The sequence below is a fragment of the Microcystis sp. M015S2 genome (assembly GCF_020245945.1).
Taxonomy (GTDB): Bacteria; Cyanobacteriota; Cyanobacteriia; order Cyanobacteriales; family Microcystaceae; genus Microcystis.
On the sequence record NZ_JADBTX010000048.1, the window covers coordinates 35484 to 54485 of the forward strand.

Consider the following 19002-nt stretch of genomic DNA (forward strand, 5'->3'; position numbering starts at 1 on the left):
ATCCCTAAATCCAGTTACTAATCGGGGGGCTAGGGATTCAAGGAAACCGGGGTGCATTCCACGACTTCATCGAAAAAATCAGCCGGCAGCGGTGGATTATCGGGGTCTTCTAGGGCGTTTTTGGCAATTTCTGCCTCACTCATGCCTTTAACTTTCTTCCAGTCTGTTTTGCCTTTCAACTTCGCCCACTGTTCGCGGGTAACTCTGGTAATATGTTCTTCGTTCACGGTTATTAGCCCTCCTAGCACTAATTATTCGACGAACCGAGCCACGCCATGGATAAAGCACCACTCAAGTGGAGTGATGTCGCCGTTGAAGATAACTACCTGAGATCGATCGAAATGGGATTTAATAAAAATAAGGCCGCATGACTAGCCATTTCTGCTGATAAATAAATCTTTTTATATTTAATAATCCCCGTTTCTAGAAAAGAATCCCTTAACATGGCTTTTGTGCCACTATTAAAGTCCGCTTCGTAAAAAACTTCTTTAATTCCCGAAGAAATAATTAGTTTTAAACAGGAAATACAGGGTTCTAAAGTAACGTAAATACTAGCACCTTGGGTAGAAATACCGTGTTTAGCCGCTTGAGCGATCGCATTAGCTTCGGCATGAATTGCCCGAGAGGGAATTTCTCCAGATTCTCGACAGGTTCCCAAACCGGGATAACAAAAACCCTGGGCAGTACAATGAACTGTTCCTGATGGCGAACCATTGTACCCCGTGGCTAAAACCTGCCGATCTTTGACAATTACCGCACCGACGGGAAACGCTAAACAGGTGGATCTGGTGGCGGCTAATTTAGCGATCATTAAAAAATATTCGTCCCAAGTCGGTCTTTTTTCTTCAGAGTTGATCACGGTTTCATACCAAGCTAGAAAAAGCGCAAAAGAGGGGGTTATCTCTGATAGCTTATCATTAGATGACCTCTAAAAATTAAGAACGGGATCAGGTTAATAATTCCTGTTGAATGCGACGGAGATTTTCGATTCTTGCCTCGGTGGATGGGTGAGTAGCGAATAAATTAGCCAGAAACTGCCCCGAAAAAGGACTGCTAATTAACAGCGGTTCAAAGGCAGGATTGGCATTTAAGGGCATTTGACGACCGATCAATTCTAAACGGGTTAAAGCCCGGGCTAAAGCTTCGGGATTCTCAGTCAACCTGGCGGAACCAGCATCAGCCTCGAATTCTCTGGTACGAGAGATAGCCATCTGAATCACAGTGGCGGCAAGGGGGGCCAGAAAGATGGTAAATAGTAAACCGATGGGATTGCCCCCTTGACGATGGCGAGAATTGCCAGCAAACAGAAAACCATAACTCAGCATTCTGGCGAGGTAGGAAATCGCCCCGGCAACGGTGGCCGCAACAGCTTGGGTTAAGGTATCCCGGTTACGCACATGAGTTAATTCGTGGGCGATAACCGCTTCTAATTCGTCGGCGGGCAGCAGGTTTAAAATGCCCTCGGTAACGGCGACGGCGGCGTGTTCGGGATCTCTGCCGGTGGCGAAAGCATTGGCGGCGGGGGTGGGGACGATATAGAGTTGCGGTGTGGGAATATTGGCTTGACGAGAGAGAGTTTCCACTATTTGGTAGAGTTCGGGGGCTTGTTGGCGGCTGACCGGTTGGGCTTGGTAAGCGGCCAGAGCAATGCGATCGGAGAAGTACCAAGAACCGATATTAGTAATGGCGGCGATTACTAAACCAATTAAAGCACCGCCCTGACCACCGAGCGCGTAGCCAATAGCGACAAGTAAACCGGCTAGTAAACCCAATAAAGTAACAGTTTTAAGCTGATTCATCTTTATTTATGTTAGGAAGTAAGAGGTATAAAAGATGTGGGGAGACCTTTCAGTTATCGGTTATCAGTGAACAGTAATCAGTGATCGGTGATTAATATTACTTAAAACTCAGTGGTTAGTAGTCACCAGCCTCTTCTAACTGATAACTGATAACTGATAACTGGTTAAGGCCTAGCATAAAAACTGAAAAAACCCCGAGAAATTAATAATAATTTAAATAATTTGACTGCTTGAGAATAATTGAGATTTTGGCCGATAGCTAAACCCTGACAACCGGAAAAATAACAGAAATTCTTAAGAAGCTAAAGGGTTTAAATCCCCAGAGAGGGCATTGTAGAATGAAGCGGTTAGTTATCTACTAGAAGAGAGGACTTTTCCGTCCCAGCCAAATAATTCTCTTGAAATCTTTAACCCAAATTGCCAAGGAGACTGAGTTTTAATGTCTGTTAATTTTCTAGGAGTTGGTTTGTTTCACCCTCTGCTGACCCCTTATCTCGCCCTCCATATACCCGACGGCTTTTTGAGTCCATCGGTGAGTCTATTTACTTGGATAATTGCCGTCGTCCTGATTAGCTTTTCTCTCAAAAAAGTGCGCGGTCACTACGCTGAACGGGCTGTACCTTTGATGGGAGTTTGTGCCGCCTTCATTTTTGCCGCCCAGATGATTAATTTTCCCATTCCGGGGGGAACCTCCGGACATTTGTTAGGGGGGACTCTCGCGGGGGTTTTACTCGGTCCCTGGGCGGGTTCTCTGGTGATGGCGGTGGTTTTTATCGTGCAAGCTTTATTTTTTCAAGATGGCGGTTTAACGGTTTTAGGGGCAAATATCGTCAATATGGGTCTGATCGGGACTTTTGGCGGTTATTATCTCTATCTGGGGATTAGAAAAGCCCTTGGTTTTAATAGTTGGCGCAGTATGGCGATCGCTGTTGCCCTGGCCGCTTGGACAAGTGTGGTGGTGGCTGCGTTGGTTTGCGCCCTGCAATTGGCTTTATCGGGGACTGTACCGCCTTTAGTCGCCCTTTTTGCCATGTTATCTTGGCATATCCTCATCGGTATCGGGGAAGCGGTGATTACCGTTTTCGCTGTCGGTTATATCTGGCGAACTCGTCCCGATCTCCTCTACGATCCGCCCCATTCCGTTAATACTTCTGTTTCCCCTTCCTAAGCTTCTCGTCAATAAAGCAATTAAGTCGATGAATATTCGCAGAAATAGCCAATTTTTCCTGATTGGCTTGATATTATCCCTAATTATCGCCGTTTTCCTTTCTCCCTTTGCCAGTCCCGATCCCGACGGACTCGATCGAGTGGCGGAAGATTTACAATTTAGCAAGAAAGAAGACCCTAACGCCCTCGGTAATCAATTACCTTCCGCCCGAATTTTTGATGGTTATGCCCTCAAAGGTGTTCCCGAAGGTGTCGCCACTCCCCTCGCCGGTTTTCTGGGAACTCTTGCCACTTTCGGCATCGCTTGGGGTATCGGTAAATTAGTGATTCCAAAATCCCAAAATCAGGAGTAAGGAATCAGGAGTCGGGAGTGGGGCATTTAGCTGAAATTTCCCCAAATCCCTAAACCCCTAAACCCCTATATCCCCTTTCTAACTGATAACTGATCACTGATAATTGATCACTGAATAAATGCTACACATTGCTACTTTTTCTCGCGAAAATGAGTGCCAAAATTGCGGTTTTTGGCAGAAACTTGCGCCCCATACCCGGGTTTTAGTGACTCTTTTGTTAGTTTTTGCCACAGCCTTAACGCCGAATGGTAGCTGGGAAACTTGGGGGATTTACGGATTAGGATTAATTATTTTAATTCTGATCAGTCGGGTGACTATTCTCGTACTTTTACGAAGAGTAGCGATCGAATTTGTCTTTATCAGTGTGGTTTTATTGGGAACTCTTTTTCGCGATGGCGGCGAAATTCTTTGGTCTTGGGGATTTTTACGGATAACTAGCGAGGGATTGCTAGTTTTAGGCAGTGTCGCCCTAAAAGCTTTTCTCTGTCTTTGTACGGTCAATATTCTGGTTTTAACCACAGCAATTCCCGACCTGTTGCAAGCCTTAGTTACCCTGAAAATTCCACCTTTATTGGTGGCAATTTTAGCCTCTATGTACCGTTATCTAGCTGTTTTGATCGCTGAATTTAATTCCATGCGAAGGGCAGCAATTGCGCGTAATTTAATGAGTAGTCCCCGATGGCAACGGCTGCTAGTGGGACACATGATCGGCTCTTTATTTATCCGCACCTACGAACGTGGCGATCGCATTTATCAAGCCATGTTATCGAGGGGTTACACCGGTTCCTTGCCTTCTGTACAGGTTCCCCAAAGCAAGCTGAACGATTATCTCGCTATAATTTGTATAGTAATTCTGATCCTCTGGGGTCAAATGGTACATCTACTCAGTTGACACTCCCGTTGCCTAAACTTGAAGCTAGATTGACAACCTGTTGCCAAAAAAGCCGTCCTCCGCTACGCTAAAGGACGGGGAACCTTAAACCCAATTTTTCGGTAAAAGTCTCGTTTTTCATGCACCACAACCCGATTTTTATTGAAAACCTAGTTTATACCTATCCTGACGGCACAGAAGCGTTAAAGGGTATTAATTTAGCCATTGAAGCTACGGAAAAGGTGGCTTTAGTCGGGGCCAATGGATCGGGAAAATCCACCTTATTGCTGCATTTTAACGGTATTCTCCCGCCGCAAACCGGTAGAATCACCGTCGGTCCCTACCAAGTTAAACCGGAGAATTTAGAAAATATCCGCAATTTTGTCGGTTTAGTCTTCCAAAACCCCGACGATCAGCTATTTATGCCCACTGTCTGGGAAGATGTGACTTTTGGCCCGATGAATCAGGGAATTCGGGGAGAGGATCTAAACCATCGCTGTCATCATGCTTTACACGCGGTGGGATTGGATTCCCAGCATTACGGTAAGAGAAACAGTCAGAATCTATCGGGGGGTGAAAAAAAACGCGTGGCCATTGCGGGGGTTTTAGCCATGTTGCCGGAGGTCTTAGTTTTTGATGAACCTAGCGCTCAACTGGATCCCCGGTCCCGTCGGCAATTAATACAACTGTTGGCCACTTTACCCCAAACCCAAGTGATCGCCACCCACGATCTCGATCTGGCTTTAGAATTATGCGATCGCACGGTGGTGTTAAGTCGTGGTCAGGTGGTAGCTGAGGGAGAAACCGCTAAGATTTTAAGTAATCGGGAATTTTTGGAAGAACACGACCTGGAAACACCCCTTTGTTATAGTCGTCCCTACTGTGCGATCGCTGATGCCCCCTCTACTGACGTCTGATGCACAATTTGGAGATTTATTATCGGTTTCTTGCATTATGAGAGAGGACAAAAGCGAGAAAGTCTGACATTCTTAGCATAGGTAGCACGAAAATCGAGGCCATTTCTCACGATGCAAGCTCTGCTAGAAAAAGCTCAGATAGCGTTGAATAAAAAGGACTGGGAGACAGTAAACGCCAGCATACAGCGACTTTTAAACCAAAAAGATGCGATTGAACCGATTATTAACGATGAAATCCTCGATTTAGCCCTAGAAGCCTTACAAAAATGCGATTTTCAACAGCGATGGGAGATAGCTAAACTATTTCCTCAAATCGGTCAACCGGCGATCGCTCCTTTAATTGCCCTGTTAGAATCCGAGGAACAAGATGGGGAAATGCGCTGGTTTCTGGCGAGAATTCTCAGTCAATTTGACGATCGAGCCTGTATTCTCGCTCTCAGTCAATTATTGCAAAGATCGGAGGAGGAAGCCCTCAGCCAAATGGCTGCGGCCGCTTTAGCCAATATCGGCAGTTCTGCGATCTCTAGTTTAGGACAATTACTGTCCGACTCGAACAGGCGTTTTTTAGCCGTACAAGCTTTATCACAAATTCGCCGGCCGGAAATTATCGAACCGCTTTTAACCGTAATTAAGGATCAATCTAGCGCCATTCGGTCGATGGCGATCGAAGCTTTAAGCAGTTTTCACCATCCCCAGATTACTGCGATTATCCTCGATGCTTTACAGGACCCAGCCATCGAGGTGCGACGGGAAGCAATTAAAGCTAGTAGTTACCTAGGGCCGAATTATCCCCAAGCAGATTTAGTTAACCATCTGCAACCGCTGTTATTCGATGTCCACCTCGAGATCTGTCAAGAAACTGCGATCGCTCTCGGTCGTATCGGCACAGCAACCTCAGCCAAAGCTTTAAACCCACTGCTGCAATCTCCCTTAACTCCCGATAGTTTAAAATTAACTGTAGTGCGAGCATTGGGCTGGATCGAGGATGGGGAAGCTTTAAATTACCTAGAAAAGGCTTTATATAGCGAAAATGTCTTGATTTGTCGGGAAATTATCGCTATTCTCGGCCGGCAAACCTGCCAGAAATTACGCCGACAAGCAGGGGAAATTCTCGGTAATTTTTATCACTCCCGTCCTGCGATCCTCGGTGATACAGGAGTTAAACAGTCTCTAGCGATCGCTTTAGGAGAATTAGATCGGGATAATAAAAGTATTTTGCTGACTTTAGCAGCCGATGGGGAGGCGATTGTCCGTCTCCATGCTCTCAGCGCCCTAAAAAAGCTAGATCATGGGACTATATAGCTAATTTCCCGCTGCACAAATGTGGTGAATTTGCCAGTGATCCGCATCCATTTCCCCAAGGATAGCGTTTAATACTAAATCTGGTTATTAAAAACTGATTATCTATTGCTCCTTTTGCCTATTGCCTATTGCCTTTTGCCTGTCCTCATAAGTAGCCTATACTCAACGGATTTAGTATGATTCTAGCTGATAACTAAAAAACTGATTACTGATCACTGATCACTGATTTAAGGTCTTTGCAGGAAGATTAATTCTTCAACGGGGAGGAAATCATAGTATTGACCTTGATTAGCTAAAACTGCGATTAAATGGAGACGAGCATCGGGTTCAATGTGTAATCCTTCCCAGGGGACAGCAATTTCCAAACATTGATTAAAAGAAGCTTTGGCACTACTAGGAACTCGCTGCCAAGTAAAATATTCTTGAGCGAATTCTAACCAAGTAAATTCCGTGATTAAATTTATTCCTAGATGATGATGATAACCGTAATCGAGGGGCGATCGAGGGGGAATATCTGCTAGGGGAATTGGACTTTGCAGACGATGCACTTCATCATAATACCAATATAAATGCACTTCTGCGGGAATTTCTTCTCCTAATTTTGCCCCCGGTTTCCAATCGAAACGCAGATAAAAATTGAGGTGATCCCAACCGAAAAAGAGTCTTTGTACTAAGGAAGTCCGGTGCATTGTACCACTGGCGCCGCCAATTTCGATCCGTCCGGCTTTATCCCAATCCTGTTCGTCCCCAAAACCGTCGATAATGGGGTGAATGAAAGCCAGTGGACGATTACTTTGTTTATCTCTGTGTTCTTCCACCGGTTCGAGCAAATAGGAGGGAATTGGCTCATTTAAAGCTTGATACAGAGCGATCAGGTGTTCGCGGAAAAGTTGATCAAAAATTGCGTCATGATTGGAGGAATGGCCATAACCAAACCACCAAAACCAATCGGAACCTTCCGCTGCATACAACGCTTCCCACGCATCGGGGTTATTATCTTCCGTCGCTTCCGGGTGATTAGCGAGGGTTTGACGGGCTAAAATTAGATATTCCCAAGCCTTATTTTTAGCGGGATCGCCGATCCAAGTGGTAAAATTGGCATCGATCCAAGAGCCGCTATGAAGTTGATTGACAGGAATTTTGGCATTAGCGGGAAAGCGATCGAGATATTCGGAGACGGTGACTAATTCGATCGCTTGGTGGTCGCTTAAAAGTTGATAAAGGTTCTCTAGGAAGGGTAAACCGTCTTGATGATAGTTTTCCCAACAGTTTTCGCCATCTAGCGCAATGGTAACTAACCAGGGTTTTTCTAGGGTCGTGGTTTCTGCGTTGGTTTTCAGTTGTTCGGCGATCGCTTCTAGGTGTTTAACTAAGTCTGTAGCTGCCTCTTGCGCTTTCATGCCACTATAGCTAAATCCGATCAGATCCGAGAGACGATGATCGCGGAAAACCATCGATAAATTGCCGTTGCTAGTTTCCAGACAGTAGGGACGATAAAGCAATTCCGGTTCGCTAATATTGCCTTTTTCGTCGCGATGAAAGTAATGTCCCAGAGACCAACCTAACACCCCCTCATCGGAACATAACCACTGAAAACCCTGTTTAGCGACTGCGGGGAGAATTGCGGGACTAACGGATTGTTCCGAGGGCCAAAGTCCTCGAGGATGTTTATCAAAGCGATCGATATAGATTTGCCAAGCTTTCTGGAGATGGCGCGAAATATCTTCAGGATAGCGGAAATATTGGCGAGGAAGGGTCATATTCGCCACCGCTACCCGGCCGGCTTCCGAGTTGGCCAGCAGGGGTAAAATTGGATGGGTGTAGGGACTGGTAATGATTTCTAGTTGTCCGGTTTCCTGCATTAACCGGTGTTGCGGCAAGATACGACGCAGAATTTGACGCTGTTTGGAGATAATTCGCTGGCGATCGCTTAAAGTGAAATTTTTTCCCTGTTCTAACCAGGCAGCAATTTCCGGGTCACTGTGAAAGATAGGATCGATCCAAGCGAGGTTATGCCAAGCCAAGAGATCGCTATAATCTTGCAGATTCCAATGGCTAATACACCAACTATGACCGTTTTCTTGACGCTCTGCGTATAATTGCGCGTAACGGGGGTGCGGATCGATCAGAGTTCGATGGTTAGCATCAAAAAAGTGTTCGAGGATAAAGTGTTTTTGTGCCAGGGTTAACTGCGCTTCCGGGGTGACGGTGAGAGCAAGATAGGGGTCTATAGCTAGTCCATTGACGTAATCCTCTAATTGCAGGATTAAAGAGGGGACAAGGTTGACAGTTTGATGTAATTTGGGAAAACGTTCTAGAATCAGGATTAAATCGAGATAATCTTTCACCCCATGCAGTCGCACCCAGGGTAAGCGATATTGTCCCGAAGCATCGGTGCGAGTTTGACAAGATTTGTAGAGGGGTTGGTGTTGATGCCAAATAAAAGCGACATAGAGAGGATAGGCCATGATAATACCGAGGAAAAGTGCATATAACAGGCTTTAAAGCCGTTATATTAGATAATAATGGACAATAAAGCCCATTATAGATTCTTAAAAGTTGATTTCGGTCACTACCATAATCCTATCAACTGGTTTTGAGGGGGTATCGTCTCTTTGTATTTGTTAAAGGATCGGATTCTCCGGTGATGAGTATTGGGAGTTCAGCAGTAGAATCTCTAATATTATTTTTCTGACTGATTACTGTTCACTGATTACTGATTACTGAAAAACCCCCATCACCCGATCAACAACATTTTTCAGGGTGATAGGATAAGCTGGAATTATCGAAACCGTAAAAATAATAGATAAAATGAGTAATCTCCTCTGGCCGCGTTTTCTCAAGAAAGCTTACCGTCAAGAACCAATAACTAGCTTTATCTTTACCGCAGCGGCAGTAGATGTCATCATCGGGGTTCTAGGACAAAGATGGACACTGCTATCTTTAGGGGCAACGATTATGGCGATCGCTATCTTCGCCAGGTGGCAACAGAGCCAAAAAAGCAAGCAAATCAAGCAAGAAGAAGCAGCAAGATACTATTTACCGCCCCAATCGGGTCAAGTAGCTTTACCAACCCTGAAAAACGAAAAAAATCGACCTTCTTAGTTCAAAAATTTCACCTTGCTTGGCAATCAATCCCCTCAAAGGCTAGAATCTATAGCACCGTTCATTTGTTAATATTCAACTAAATTTATGAAATTCCGATTTACGGGTGCGGAGAAACTTGTCGGAGCAATTGTGGTCAGTGTTCTAACCACGCTGACAATTGGGCAACATCAGCTTACTCAGGCCCAAAGTCCTATTGCCCCCCCTAAACCCGCGGCTGCAAGTGGCGAAAAAACCCCAGAAACTATCCTAGTAGAGGGTTTAGGCAGACTTACCCTCGCTAAAACCTTAGAGGGGCAACAATCCACCCCTAATGCTGTGATTTTCAGCCCCGATAACCAATTGGTTCTCGCTGGTGGTAGTGATACGGATCCTCTCCTGAGAATTTGGTCGGTAAAAACAGGGCAAAAAGTCTCCCAAACTCGCGCCCAAAGAACCAGCGTCAAAGCTTTAGCTATTAGTCCCAACGAAAGATTATTAGTTAGTAGCGGTTTAGATGGTTCCATTAATTTTTGGAATCTGGTGGAAGGCAAGTATTTAGGAATTGCCCTCGAACACGGTAATACTGTCCTCGCCCTTACAGTTACTCCCGATGGTAAAACGTTAATTAGTGGTGGTTTGGAAGGAATTCGCCTCTGGACAGTGCAACCTCCCCGCCGTCCCCTCTATCGTTTAAATTGGGTGGGTAATTTTGTTTATTCCCTAGGCATGAAATCCGATGGTGTCACCCTTGCCAGTGGTCATGAAAACGGTGAGGTAAATTTTTGGGACATCCGCGAGGGCAAATTTTTGTCGAAATTTTCCGCCCATCCCCAAGCGGTTAGCAAGCTTTTATACACTCCCGACGGCAAAAATTTAATTACGGGTAGTTTAGACCGCACGATTAAAATCTGGGATACGAGCAATAATAAGTTATTATTTACCCTCATCGGTCATACAGCCCGAATTCGTTCCCTGGCACTCCATCCTAACGGACAAATTCTCGCTAGTGCCAGTAATGACGGTGTGCGTTTATGGGATGTGACCACGGGTAAACAGTTAGCCTGGTTTGATAATAATTCCGACTGGGTGGAATCCCTGGCTTTTAGTCCCGATGGGCAGTATTTGGCTAGTGGTAATTATGATTTTAAAATTCGCCTCTGGCAATTCGTCCGTTAGGCAAAAATATCTTCATTTAGCCTTTAACCACTTCTAGAAAAGCTGATTTAGCCGCTGCCTGTTCCGCTGCTTTTTTGCTTCTGCCAGTTCCCACTCCTAATTTCTGCTCATTTAACCACACTTCCGCACAAAAACGTTCTTGATCTAAGCCATTGATTTCTTTTACTAAATATTGCGGCAGTTTTTTATATGTTGCTTGTGTCCACTCCTGCAAGGCATCCTTATAATTCTGTCGGGCCGGATCTCGACGAATTTCGGCCGCTTTTTCCCTTAGTGGTTCATCTAGCCAAGAACGCACTAACACCATAGTCTGTGTACTAAGATATAATGCTCCCAAGACCGCCTCAAAAGCGTCTGCTAGTCGAGAAATTCGCCCCGCCCGATCAATACTCGTACTACTTGATACCAACAAATAACGCTCGAAACCGTAGCGATCCGCAAATTCCGCCAGAGTGCGATCGCTAACCATCATCGATCGCAGCGCGGCAAATTCTCCCACTAGCTCCTCTGGATAGGTTTCTAACAATACCTCCGCCGCCACCAGTCTTACCACAGAATCGCCCACAAATTCCAATTGTTCATAATTCTGATCACGGGAAACACTGGGATGAGTTAGAGCTAAATCTAATAAATCCCACCTGACGGGGACATCAGCTGATAAACCCAGCTTTTCCACTAGGGTTTTTAATTGTTTTTGGCGACGCGGATCACTTAAGGACATGGGAGCGGGAATTATGAATTATGAATTATGAAGTGGGGAGATTTTTTTCAATGATCAGTAAACTGATAACTGATAACTGATCACTGATAACTGATAACTGATAAAGGAGAGAGTCAGACATAAGCCGAATTCTGTATTTCCCAACAGCAGTAAAATTGCTTTTACCTTTGTTGAAATAGAGGTTATCTATCTGGGATAATTGTTACCAATTACCTCAAGCGGTTCCTAAAAACGGGACAGGAAAAAGACCAACCTTTGTCCCTCCACCTTGCTCCCCACCGGGGTTTACCGAGCCAGTACCTCTCGATACTGCTGGTGCGCTCTTACCGCACCTTTGCACCCTTACCCCCAATCAGTTATCAGTTATCAGTTATCAGTGGAAAGTTATCAGTGAATTTACTTTCGTTACTGATTACTGTTTAATAATCACTGAAAAAGGGGGCGGTATTTTTCTGTGGCACTATCCTCACGCTCGCGCGCACTGGACGTTATCCAGCAAGTGTGGTCTTTCGGGAGTTCGGACTTTCCTCGGAATCATTGATAAAATGATCCCGCAACCTCTCGACCAACTCTCTCCCATTCTCTAGTATGACTTACCAGAGACTCGATCGCTCATATATCCCAGTCAATAATCACTGATCAGTAAACAGTAAACAGTGAACAGTGAAAAGACAGTAGGAAACTGCTATTTAGGGTTTGCGGCAAAAAGTTTTTCGTGGGGGTAGGGTGTGGGGTGTGGGGTGTAGGGTGTAGGGTTTTACCCGTTTTCAGAGCGTCAATTACCTAATTTTCAGAGAAAAAGTACCTGAATTTTCCCCCCGATCACTGCCATATCCGGTACTTTTTGATTGACAAAAGGTCTAAAAGTCTTACCCAACAAGGTTTTTAGATTTATTCAGCAGACCCTACATACTGCTCACTTAAAACTCAAATCTGATAACTGATAACTGATAACTGATAACTGCTCAATGTCGATCGCTCTCAACGTTAACATCAAAGGTAATGGCTATCCGATCCTCTGTCTGCACGGTCATCCCGGTTCGGCAGCGAGTATGTTTGTATTTACCGATCATTTTTGCCAACGCTGGCAAACCCTGGCCCCGGATCTGCGCGGCTACGGTAAAAGTCGTTATCGCCTGGATTTTCAGCTAGAAGAACATCTAGAGGATTTAATCGGACTGCTCGATCGCCAAAAAATCCAGCAATGTTTAATTCTCGGTTGGTCTTTGGGGGGTATAATCGCACTGGAGTTAGTATTGCGGCATCCCGATCGCTTTCCTGGTTTAATTCTCGTGGCTTCGGCTGCGCGGCCTTGGGGTAGTCATCCTCCCATCACCACCACAGATTTAGTTTTGACGGGGATAGCGGCAATTCTCAATCAGATTAAACCGGGATGGCGTTGGAATATTAATACTTTTGCCCGTCGTTCCCTGTTTCAGTACCTTTTTTCACAACATCAAGCGATATCCTATCAATATCTCGCTCAAGATGCTGTTCCCGCCTACTTACAAACTTCTCCATTTGCCGATCGCGCTTTAAATCGGGCTTTAAAAAAAGGTTACAATTGTTTAAAATCTCTTGACAAAATTACAATTCCCTGCTTGGTTCTGGCGGGGGCAAATGATCGCCATATTACCAGTGCCTCGAGCCAAGAAACAGCCGAAAAACTGAAACTGTGTCAGTGGAAATGTTACCCAGATACGGCCCATCTGTTCCCCTGGGAAATCCCCGACTTAGTTTTAGGGGACATTGATAATTGGTTAGCCGAGCATTTTAGCGATAAACTGGCAGGGTGAAGTGAAAACTACTGCCGTGGTCGGGGACACTATCTACCCAAATTTGACCGTAGTGGGCGCGAATAATCTTACGACAGACCGATAAACCGATGCCATAACCTTCTTTACCCTCATCCCGTTTGAGACGCACATGACCCTCAAAAATATGCTCTTGTTTTTCTTCGGGGATGCCGGGACCGGTATCACTGATGCTCACTTGTACTTTTTGAGTAGTACGATGGAGGACAGAAAGGGTAATTGCGCCGCCGGCGGGGGTATATTTGATCCCATTCTCCAAGAGATTAATAATCACCTGTCGGATTAACTCCTCATCAGCATAGACGGGGGGCAGATCTTGGGGGATATCGCTTTGGAGAGTTAAAGTCTTTTCCTGAAAAATATCGGTAAATTGAGACAAAATTTCCTGACAGAGGGCTTGGAGATAAAATTTACTCTGTTGGAGAGTGAATTGCGCCGCCATGCTCTTAGAAGCTTGCAGAATATCCGTAATCAAACGGTTCATAATCCGAAACTGTTTGCGGGCCTGTTGGTGCAGTTGTTCTCGTAATTGCAGACTGCGCTCCGTATCTGGTTGATGATAGGCTAATTCTAGGGTTTCCACGGCGATGGAAGCGGCGGTGAGAGGACTGCGTAAATCGTGGGCTAACATAGCCAAAATTTGGTCTTTAAATTTCAATTGTTCTAATAATTCTTCCTTTTCCTGTTTGAGACGAAAAACCTCATCGGCGATGCGGATGAGTTCGCCCGAATGTTCCACCTCTTGAAGTTGTCCATCCTCAGCGTGATCATTTTTAATCTCCTCTTTAATCGCTTTTTGCCAACGTACCAACCATTTTTTAAACTGTTCCACCAGATTACTGCCCGCGAGGGTATGACGGGGACCGGGGGCGATTTTGACCAAGGCGGGGGTAGCTACAAGGCGAAAATGTTCGACTAAATGAGGTTGCTGGCGAATTTCGATGATTTGTATGTCAATCGGGTAATCAGACTTTAAAGACTGGAGATAGGCCTGAATTTGACGGATAATTTCTTGAGAACTGGGACGGTCATCAACAAACAGCAAAAGTTGAATCGAGAGAGGCGTTGTCGTCTCTCTTCCTAAAGCAGTCAGTGGCTCGTTAGATGGGAGCATCGGAAAATTAGTAAACCTAGGGATTGACGAGATCGATCGATGATCGATCGACTTTTATCATATTCTTTATTGTAGAAGCTTAAGATAGTATAAAATCTACTCAACCTAATCTTAAAGTTTTATTCCTTAATTCTAAGAAGAAATCCTATGGCTTTTGGCTATGTTGCCCTAGTTCTCCACGCGCATCTCCCTTTCGTCCGCCATCCCGAAAGCGATTACGTCCTCGAAGAAGAATGGTTATACGAAGCAATCACAGAAACCTACATCCCTCTCCTGCAAGTTTTTGAAGGTCTCAAGCGGGACGGTATCGATTTTAAAATGACCATGAGCATGACTCCGCCTTTGGTGTCGATGCTGCGGGATCCGTTACTGCAAGAGCGTTATGAAGAACACTTAGGTAAGTTAGAAGAATTAATTGCTAAAGAAATCGACCATAATCAACATAATGGCCATATTCGCTACTTAGCCGAATATTACGCTGAATCTTTCCAAAGTATCCGACAAACTTGGGAAAAATACGATCGAGATCTGGTCAAAGCCTTTAAACAATTCCTCGACAGTAATAACCTAGAAATTATCACCTGTGGTGCGACTCATGGTTATATGCCCCTGATGAAAATGTACCCACAAGCGGTCTGGGCGCAAATTGAGGTGGCCTGTCAACACTACGAAGAAAATTTCGGTCGTCGTCCCAAGGGCATTTGGTTGCCGGAATGTGCCTACTACGAAGGGGTAGAAAGAATGTTAGCCGATGCGGGCATTCGTTATTTCCTCGTCGATGGCCACGGTATTCTCTACGGTCGTCCTCGCCCCCGTTACGGCAGTTACGCGCCCATTTTCACGGAAACCGGGGTGGCCGCTTTCGGTCGTGACCACGAATCTTCTCAACAGGTTTGGTCTTCCCAAGTCGGTTATCCGGGGGATATAGTTTATCGGGAATTCTATAAAGATTTGGGCTGGGAAGCGGAATACGAGTATATTAAGCCCTATATCATGCCCAACGGTCAACGCAAGAATATAGGCATCAAATACCATAAAATTACTAGCCGGGACGGTGGTTTATCGGAAAAAGGGCTTTATGACCCTTACTGGGCCAAAGAAAAAGCCGCCGAACACGCGGGCAATTTTATGTATAATCGCGAGCGGCAAGTGGAGAGTTTAGCGGGAATTATGGGCCGTCCTCCCCTGGTTGTTTCTCCCTACGATGCCGAGTTATTCGGTCACTGGTGGTATGAGGGACCCTGGTTTATTGATTTTCTGTTCCGTAAGTCCTGGTATGACCAAAATATCTACCAAATGACCCATTTAGCCGATTATCTCCGGGCTAACCCGACTCAGCAGGTCTGTCGTCCTTCCCAATCCAGTTGGGGTTATAAGGGTTTTCACGAATACTGGCTAAATGAAACTAACGCTTGGATCTATCCTCACCTGCACAAAGGCACGGAACGGATGATTGAATTAAGTCATCATGAAGCGGAGGATGAATTGCAGGAACGGGCTTTAAATCAGGCGGCCCGGGAGTTATTATTAGCGCAATCTTCTGACTGGGCCTTTATTATGCGAACCGGTACAATGGTTCCCTATGCTGTCCGGCGCACTCGTTCCCACCTGCTGCGGTTAAATAAAATCTATGAAGATGTGAAATCGGAGAAGATTGACTCTGGTTGGTTGCAAAAAGTCGAGGAAATCGATAATATTTTCCCCAATATTGATTACCGTGTCTATCGACCTCTGTAATCTGGGTGAGTAGTATAGATAAAAGGGGGGTTAGTTAATACCCCCCCGATTTGATTTTTTAGAAAGTTAAATTGGTGTGTCTTGGGCTAATTCTGAGGCTAATTTGGCCAGAATTTTGGGTTTAAGTTCCTCGAGTTTCCGTTTTAACATCCGCTTGCTAATTTGTGGGCTGCCAACCTGGGCAAATTGACTATCGGTCAGCCATTGCTGCAAAATTTGGCATTGATTGGTGGGAATATTGGCGGTGATCACATTTTCACAGATCGGGCCGCCTTCGAGGGAGAAAAATAAAATCCAGTATTGACCGGTTTCGCCGAGGGTTTTGGTCATTTTTTGACCCTGGGGGGTTTTTAAGTCCAAATAACAGGGCAACCAGCGCGGCCCCTGTTGACGATGATAGAGGACAGTAATCCAGAGAATCATCGGGTGGGGTGTGGGTAAAAAGAGAAATTGATTATAACGGACACTAGCAACCCGGACGGGGATATCTTCTCGAGCCAACATTACCCATAAACTGGCAAAAACGCCGTCAGCAGCCTTGATACAGCGTGGGAAGACGATTTTTTGGCGCGGTTTATCCTCGGGCCAACTGGACTTGAGACAGATATCCTTAGTATTAGCGACAGCAAGACCGGTTCGATCTAAATCTTCAAGGGTTTTAATTTTAGTGGTGTAATCGTCGATTTTTTTGACTATTTCACCGATACGATGCAATTTATTGGGTTGATTATTTTTGACTAGGGGTTCGAGTCGTTCGAGAAGTTGTAGTATATCTGTAACACTTTGCGGTCGATCGCTGGGTGCTTTGGCTAAACAGCGCAGGATTAACTGTTCTAATTCTGGCGGTAATTGCAAGCTAGGATTAAAGGGACGGGGTTCAGCGTAGTGGTGAACCTCATACCAACCGCCAAAGGAGGAATTATCGGGAAAAAAGGGCGTTTTTCCCGTGAGCATCTCGTACATCACGATCCCGAAACTGTAGATATCGGAACGATGATCGAGTTCTTTACCTTCCATCTGTTCTGGGGAACAATAGGCTAAGGTTCCCATAAACGATTGGGTTTGGGATTCTCCCGATTGGATGAGTTTAGCGATGCCAAAATCGAGAATTTTCACCAATTCCCCTAATCCTGAGTCCTGAATCACGATAATATTGCTAGGTTTTATGTCCCGGTGAATAATCGGACACATCTCGCCTTGGAAGATAATACCCTTATGGGCGCATTCGATGCCGAAACAAATCTGACGGGTGAGATGAAAGAAGCGCGGGAGAGGCAGCGGGTGATATTTGATGATTTCTCCTATGCTTTCCCCCTGCAAAAATTCCATGACGTAGAAGGGGACTTCCTTTTCATCTACACCATAATCACGAACTTTAACAATATGAATACTTTTTTCGCCTAAAAGTGCCGAAATAGTTGCCTCTCGCTCGAAACGCTCGCGCATTTTTTTGTTGAGGAGAGTTTGCGAGAGGAATTTCACGGCGACGGTTACGCCACCTAATAGTTTATCTTCTGCTCGATATACTTGTCCCATGGCACCGCTACCGATCAACTCGACCAGTTGGTATCGATTGGCAAGTAAACGCCGATGTCTAGATTCTGCCGACATAGCTAGGCTACTGTGTTAATTATAGTGAGTCTGGTGGAGAGAGTTTTTTTAAGAACTGCTGCAATCCGTGGCTGATCGAGAGGACTTAACCTTAGAATGCCCTTTTTTTAGGCTAAAAGCATGATTGTTAACATATATTTTCAGGCATTTTTAGTCCTTGCCCCTTGCATAATTAATTTTTGGGGGTTGAAAAAAATGAAAAAACTAAGTATAAAGTCGCATAAAATCTCTAAATAGACAATTTAATTGATTATTATGATCACTGACTGCTGCCTACTGACTCCTAAACCGATGCTACACTGAAACCCCTAACACCTGTAAAACTTTTTTGCCGAAAGTGACCGATCTGCGTAATAATTCTTTAATAAAGATTTGTAAACTTGAAAATGATTATCCTTTCGCAGTGCTAGAGATTTAATGAGACGACTAATTGCGATCGAAAAAGCTCTGCTCATCGGTCATATTGTATCGATGGCTTTTGGACTAGCGGGATTGTTGCTAGTTTTGCCCCATCCCGAATTTGTGGCCAATTTACCAGATTTTGGCAAAACTGCCTTTGCTTGGTCAATGGCCGGGGGGGGTGTGGTGTATATGGTGTTAGGAATGGCAGCGGTGGCTGTTTATGCCTATCGGACTCTAGGAGTGTGGCACTGGTTAGGATTCATGGTTCCCGCTATCAGTTTATCCCTTTGTAGCGAACTATTAGGAACCAGTACCGGCTTTCCTTTCGGTCATTATCGTTATCTTTCGGGCCTAGGTTACAAAATTGCGGGTTTAGTCCCCTTTACTATCCCCCTATCTTGGTTTTATCTCGGTTTTAGTGCCTATATTATCGCTCGTGTTGGTTTATCCACTCTTGCTTTACCCCAATGGCTACAAAATCTAGGAGCGATCGCTATCGGGGCGGTATTATTAACTTCATGGGATTTTGTCCTAGATCCGGCCATGAGTCAAACTACCATCCCCTTCTGGATTTGGGAACAACCGGGGGCCTTCTTTGGGATGCCCTATGAAAATTTTGCCGGTTGGTTTGGTACAGGCTGTGTTTTTATGACGGTAGCCACTTTAATTTGGCAAGTGCAACCGGTGAAACTGCCAAGTCAAGATTTAACCCTGCCTTTTGTGATGTATTTGGGTAATTTTGGCTTTGCTACGGTCATGAGTATCGGTGCTGGTATTTATCCGCCGATTTTCTTAGGATTACTCACCGGTATTCTGCCTTTAACACTCCTCTATAATCGCGCCAAGGCTGTTGCTTCCGGGCAAACAGTGGCAACCAGCGAAGTAACAACCCTAAAAATCCCCGTTGTTTCGGTGAGAGGAGCCAAATAAG

At 45.1% G+C, this 19002-nt stretch carries 17 protein-coding genes and 1 other RNA gene; 10 read left to right on the forward strand and 8 right to left on the reverse strand.

The window, feature by feature from the left end; all coding sequences use genetic code 11:
* Positions 1–29: 29 nt before the first annotated feature.
* From IM473_RS09755 to IM473_RS09765, 3 genes are all read right to left on the reverse strand, one after another.
* Entirely contained in the window at positions 30–227 is a 198-nt protein-coding gene (locus tag IM473_RS09755) for a hypothetical protein (protein ID WP_041804248.1), read from the reverse strand.
* A gap of 95 nt (positions 228–322) precedes the next feature.
* Positions 323–859 (reverse strand): deoxycytidylate deaminase, encoded by a 537-nt coding sequence (locus IM473_RS09760; protein WP_043995593.1) that lies wholly within the window; start codon positions 857–859, stop codon positions 323–325.
* A gap of 88 nt (positions 860–947) precedes the next feature.
* Positions 948–1799, reverse strand: a complete 852-nt coding sequence (locus IM473_RS09765; RefSeq protein WP_287658148.1) for a zinc metalloprotease HtpX — start codon at positions 1797–1799, stop codon at positions 948–950.
* Between the two features lie 439 nt (positions 1800–2238).
* Between IM473_RS09765 and IM473_RS09770 the strand changes: the two genes are divergently transcribed.
* The 5 genes from IM473_RS09770 (at position 2239) to IM473_RS09790 (ending at position 6409) form a co-directional block, all read left to right on the forward strand.
* Complete coding sequence (locus IM473_RS09770; RefSeq protein ID WP_287658147.1) at positions 2239–2967, forward strand: energy-coupling factor ABC transporter permease; 729 nt, start codon at positions 2239–2241, stop codon at positions 2965–2967.
* Between the two features lie 28 nt (positions 2968–2995).
* On the forward strand, positions 2996–3319 hold the full coding sequence (locus IM473_RS09775) for a PDGLE domain-containing protein (protein ID WP_287658146.1): 324 nt from the start codon (positions 2996–2998) through the stop codon (positions 3317–3319).
* A gap of 118 nt (positions 3320–3437) precedes the next feature.
* Positions 3438–4211, forward strand: a complete 774-nt coding sequence (gene cbiQ, locus IM473_RS09780) for a cobalt ECF transporter T component CbiQ (RefSeq protein ID WP_287658145.1) — start codon at positions 3438–3440, stop codon at positions 4209–4211.
* Positions 4212–4330: 119 nt separating this feature from the next.
* Positions 4331–5107 carry an energy-coupling factor ABC transporter ATP-binding protein gene (locus IM473_RS09785; RefSeq protein ID WP_287658144.1) on the forward strand — a complete coding sequence of 259 codons (777 nt, stop codon included), beginning with the start codon at positions 4331–4333 and terminating at the stop codon, positions 5105–5107.
* Between the two features lie 111 nt (positions 5108–5218).
* On the forward strand, positions 5219–6409 hold the full coding sequence (locus IM473_RS09790) for a HEAT repeat domain-containing protein (protein WP_287658143.1): 1191 nt from the start codon (positions 5219–5221) through the stop codon (positions 6407–6409).
* A gap of 227 nt (positions 6410–6636) precedes the next feature.
* On the opposite strand, the gene IM473_RS09795 is transcribed toward IM473_RS09790, so the two are convergent.
* Positions 6637–8877, reverse strand: a complete 2241-nt coding sequence (locus tag IM473_RS09795; protein ID WP_287658142.1) for a glycoside hydrolase — start codon at positions 8875–8877, stop codon at positions 6637–6639.
* A 343-nt stretch (positions 8878–9220) separates the two neighbouring features.
* Here IM473_RS09795 and IM473_RS09800 point away from each other — a divergent pair, with 343 nt between their 5' ends.
* Together IM473_RS09800 and IM473_RS09805 are read left to right on the forward strand one after the other, a co-directional pair.
* Positions 9221–9514, forward strand: a complete 294-nt coding sequence (locus IM473_RS09800) for a hypothetical protein (RefSeq protein ID WP_287658141.1) — start codon at positions 9221–9223, stop codon at positions 9512–9514.
* A gap of 87 nt (positions 9515–9601) precedes the next feature.
* Positions 9602–10672: a WD40 repeat domain-containing protein gene (locus IM473_RS09805; protein ID WP_287658140.1), complete on the forward strand. Its 1071-nt coding sequence runs from the start codon at positions 9602–9604 to the stop codon at positions 10670–10672.
* A gap of 16 nt (positions 10673–10688) precedes the next feature.
* Here IM473_RS09805 and rnc read toward each other — a convergent pair whose 3' ends face one another.
* Both rnc and rnpB read right to left on the reverse strand, forming a co-directional pair.
* Positions 10689–11393 carry a ribonuclease III gene (gene rnc / locus IM473_RS09810; RefSeq protein WP_287658139.1) on the reverse strand — a complete coding sequence of 235 codons (705 nt, stop codon included), beginning with the start codon at positions 11391–11393 and terminating at the stop codon, positions 10689–10691.
* 105 nt (positions 11394–11498) lie between these two features.
* Positions 11499–11966: RNase P RNA component class A (gene rnpB / locus IM473_RS09815), an RNA gene on the reverse strand.
* Between the two features lie 395 nt (positions 11967–12361).
* Here rnpB and IM473_RS09820 point away from each other — a divergent pair.
* Positions 12362–13189, forward strand: a complete 828-nt coding sequence (locus IM473_RS09820; RefSeq protein WP_287658138.1) for an alpha/beta fold hydrolase — start codon at positions 12362–12364, stop codon at positions 13187–13189.
* Here the strand turns inward: IM473_RS09820 and IM473_RS09825 are convergent.
* Positions 13167–14321: a histidine kinase gene (locus IM473_RS09825; protein ID WP_287658137.1), complete on the reverse strand. Its 1155-nt coding sequence runs from the start codon at positions 14319–14321 to the stop codon at positions 13167–13169. The genes IM473_RS09820 and IM473_RS09825 overlap by 23 nt on opposite strands.
* Positions 14322–14468: 147 nt before the next feature.
* Here IM473_RS09825 and IM473_RS09830 point away from each other — a divergent pair, with 147 nt between their 5' ends.
* Complete coding sequence (locus IM473_RS09830) at positions 14469–16058, forward strand: glycoside hydrolase family 57 protein (protein ID WP_002801847.1); 1590 nt, start codon at positions 14469–14471, stop codon at positions 16056–16058.
* Positions 16059–16124: 66 nt separating this feature from the next.
* On the opposite strand, the gene IM473_RS09835 is transcribed toward IM473_RS09830, so the two are convergent.
* Positions 16125–17669, reverse strand: coding sequence for a serine/threonine protein kinase (locus IM473_RS09835; protein ID WP_287658136.1), 1545 nt, complete (start codon positions 17667–17669; stop codon positions 16125–16127).
* Positions 17670–18086: 417 nt separating this feature from the next.
* Between IM473_RS09835 and cruF the strand changes: the two genes are divergently transcribed.
* Positions 18087–19001, forward strand: a complete 915-nt coding sequence (gene cruF / locus IM473_RS09840) for a gamma-carotene 1'-hydroxylase CruF (RefSeq protein WP_287658135.1) — start codon at positions 18087–18089, stop codon at positions 18999–19001.
* Position 19002: the final 1 nt, after the last annotated feature.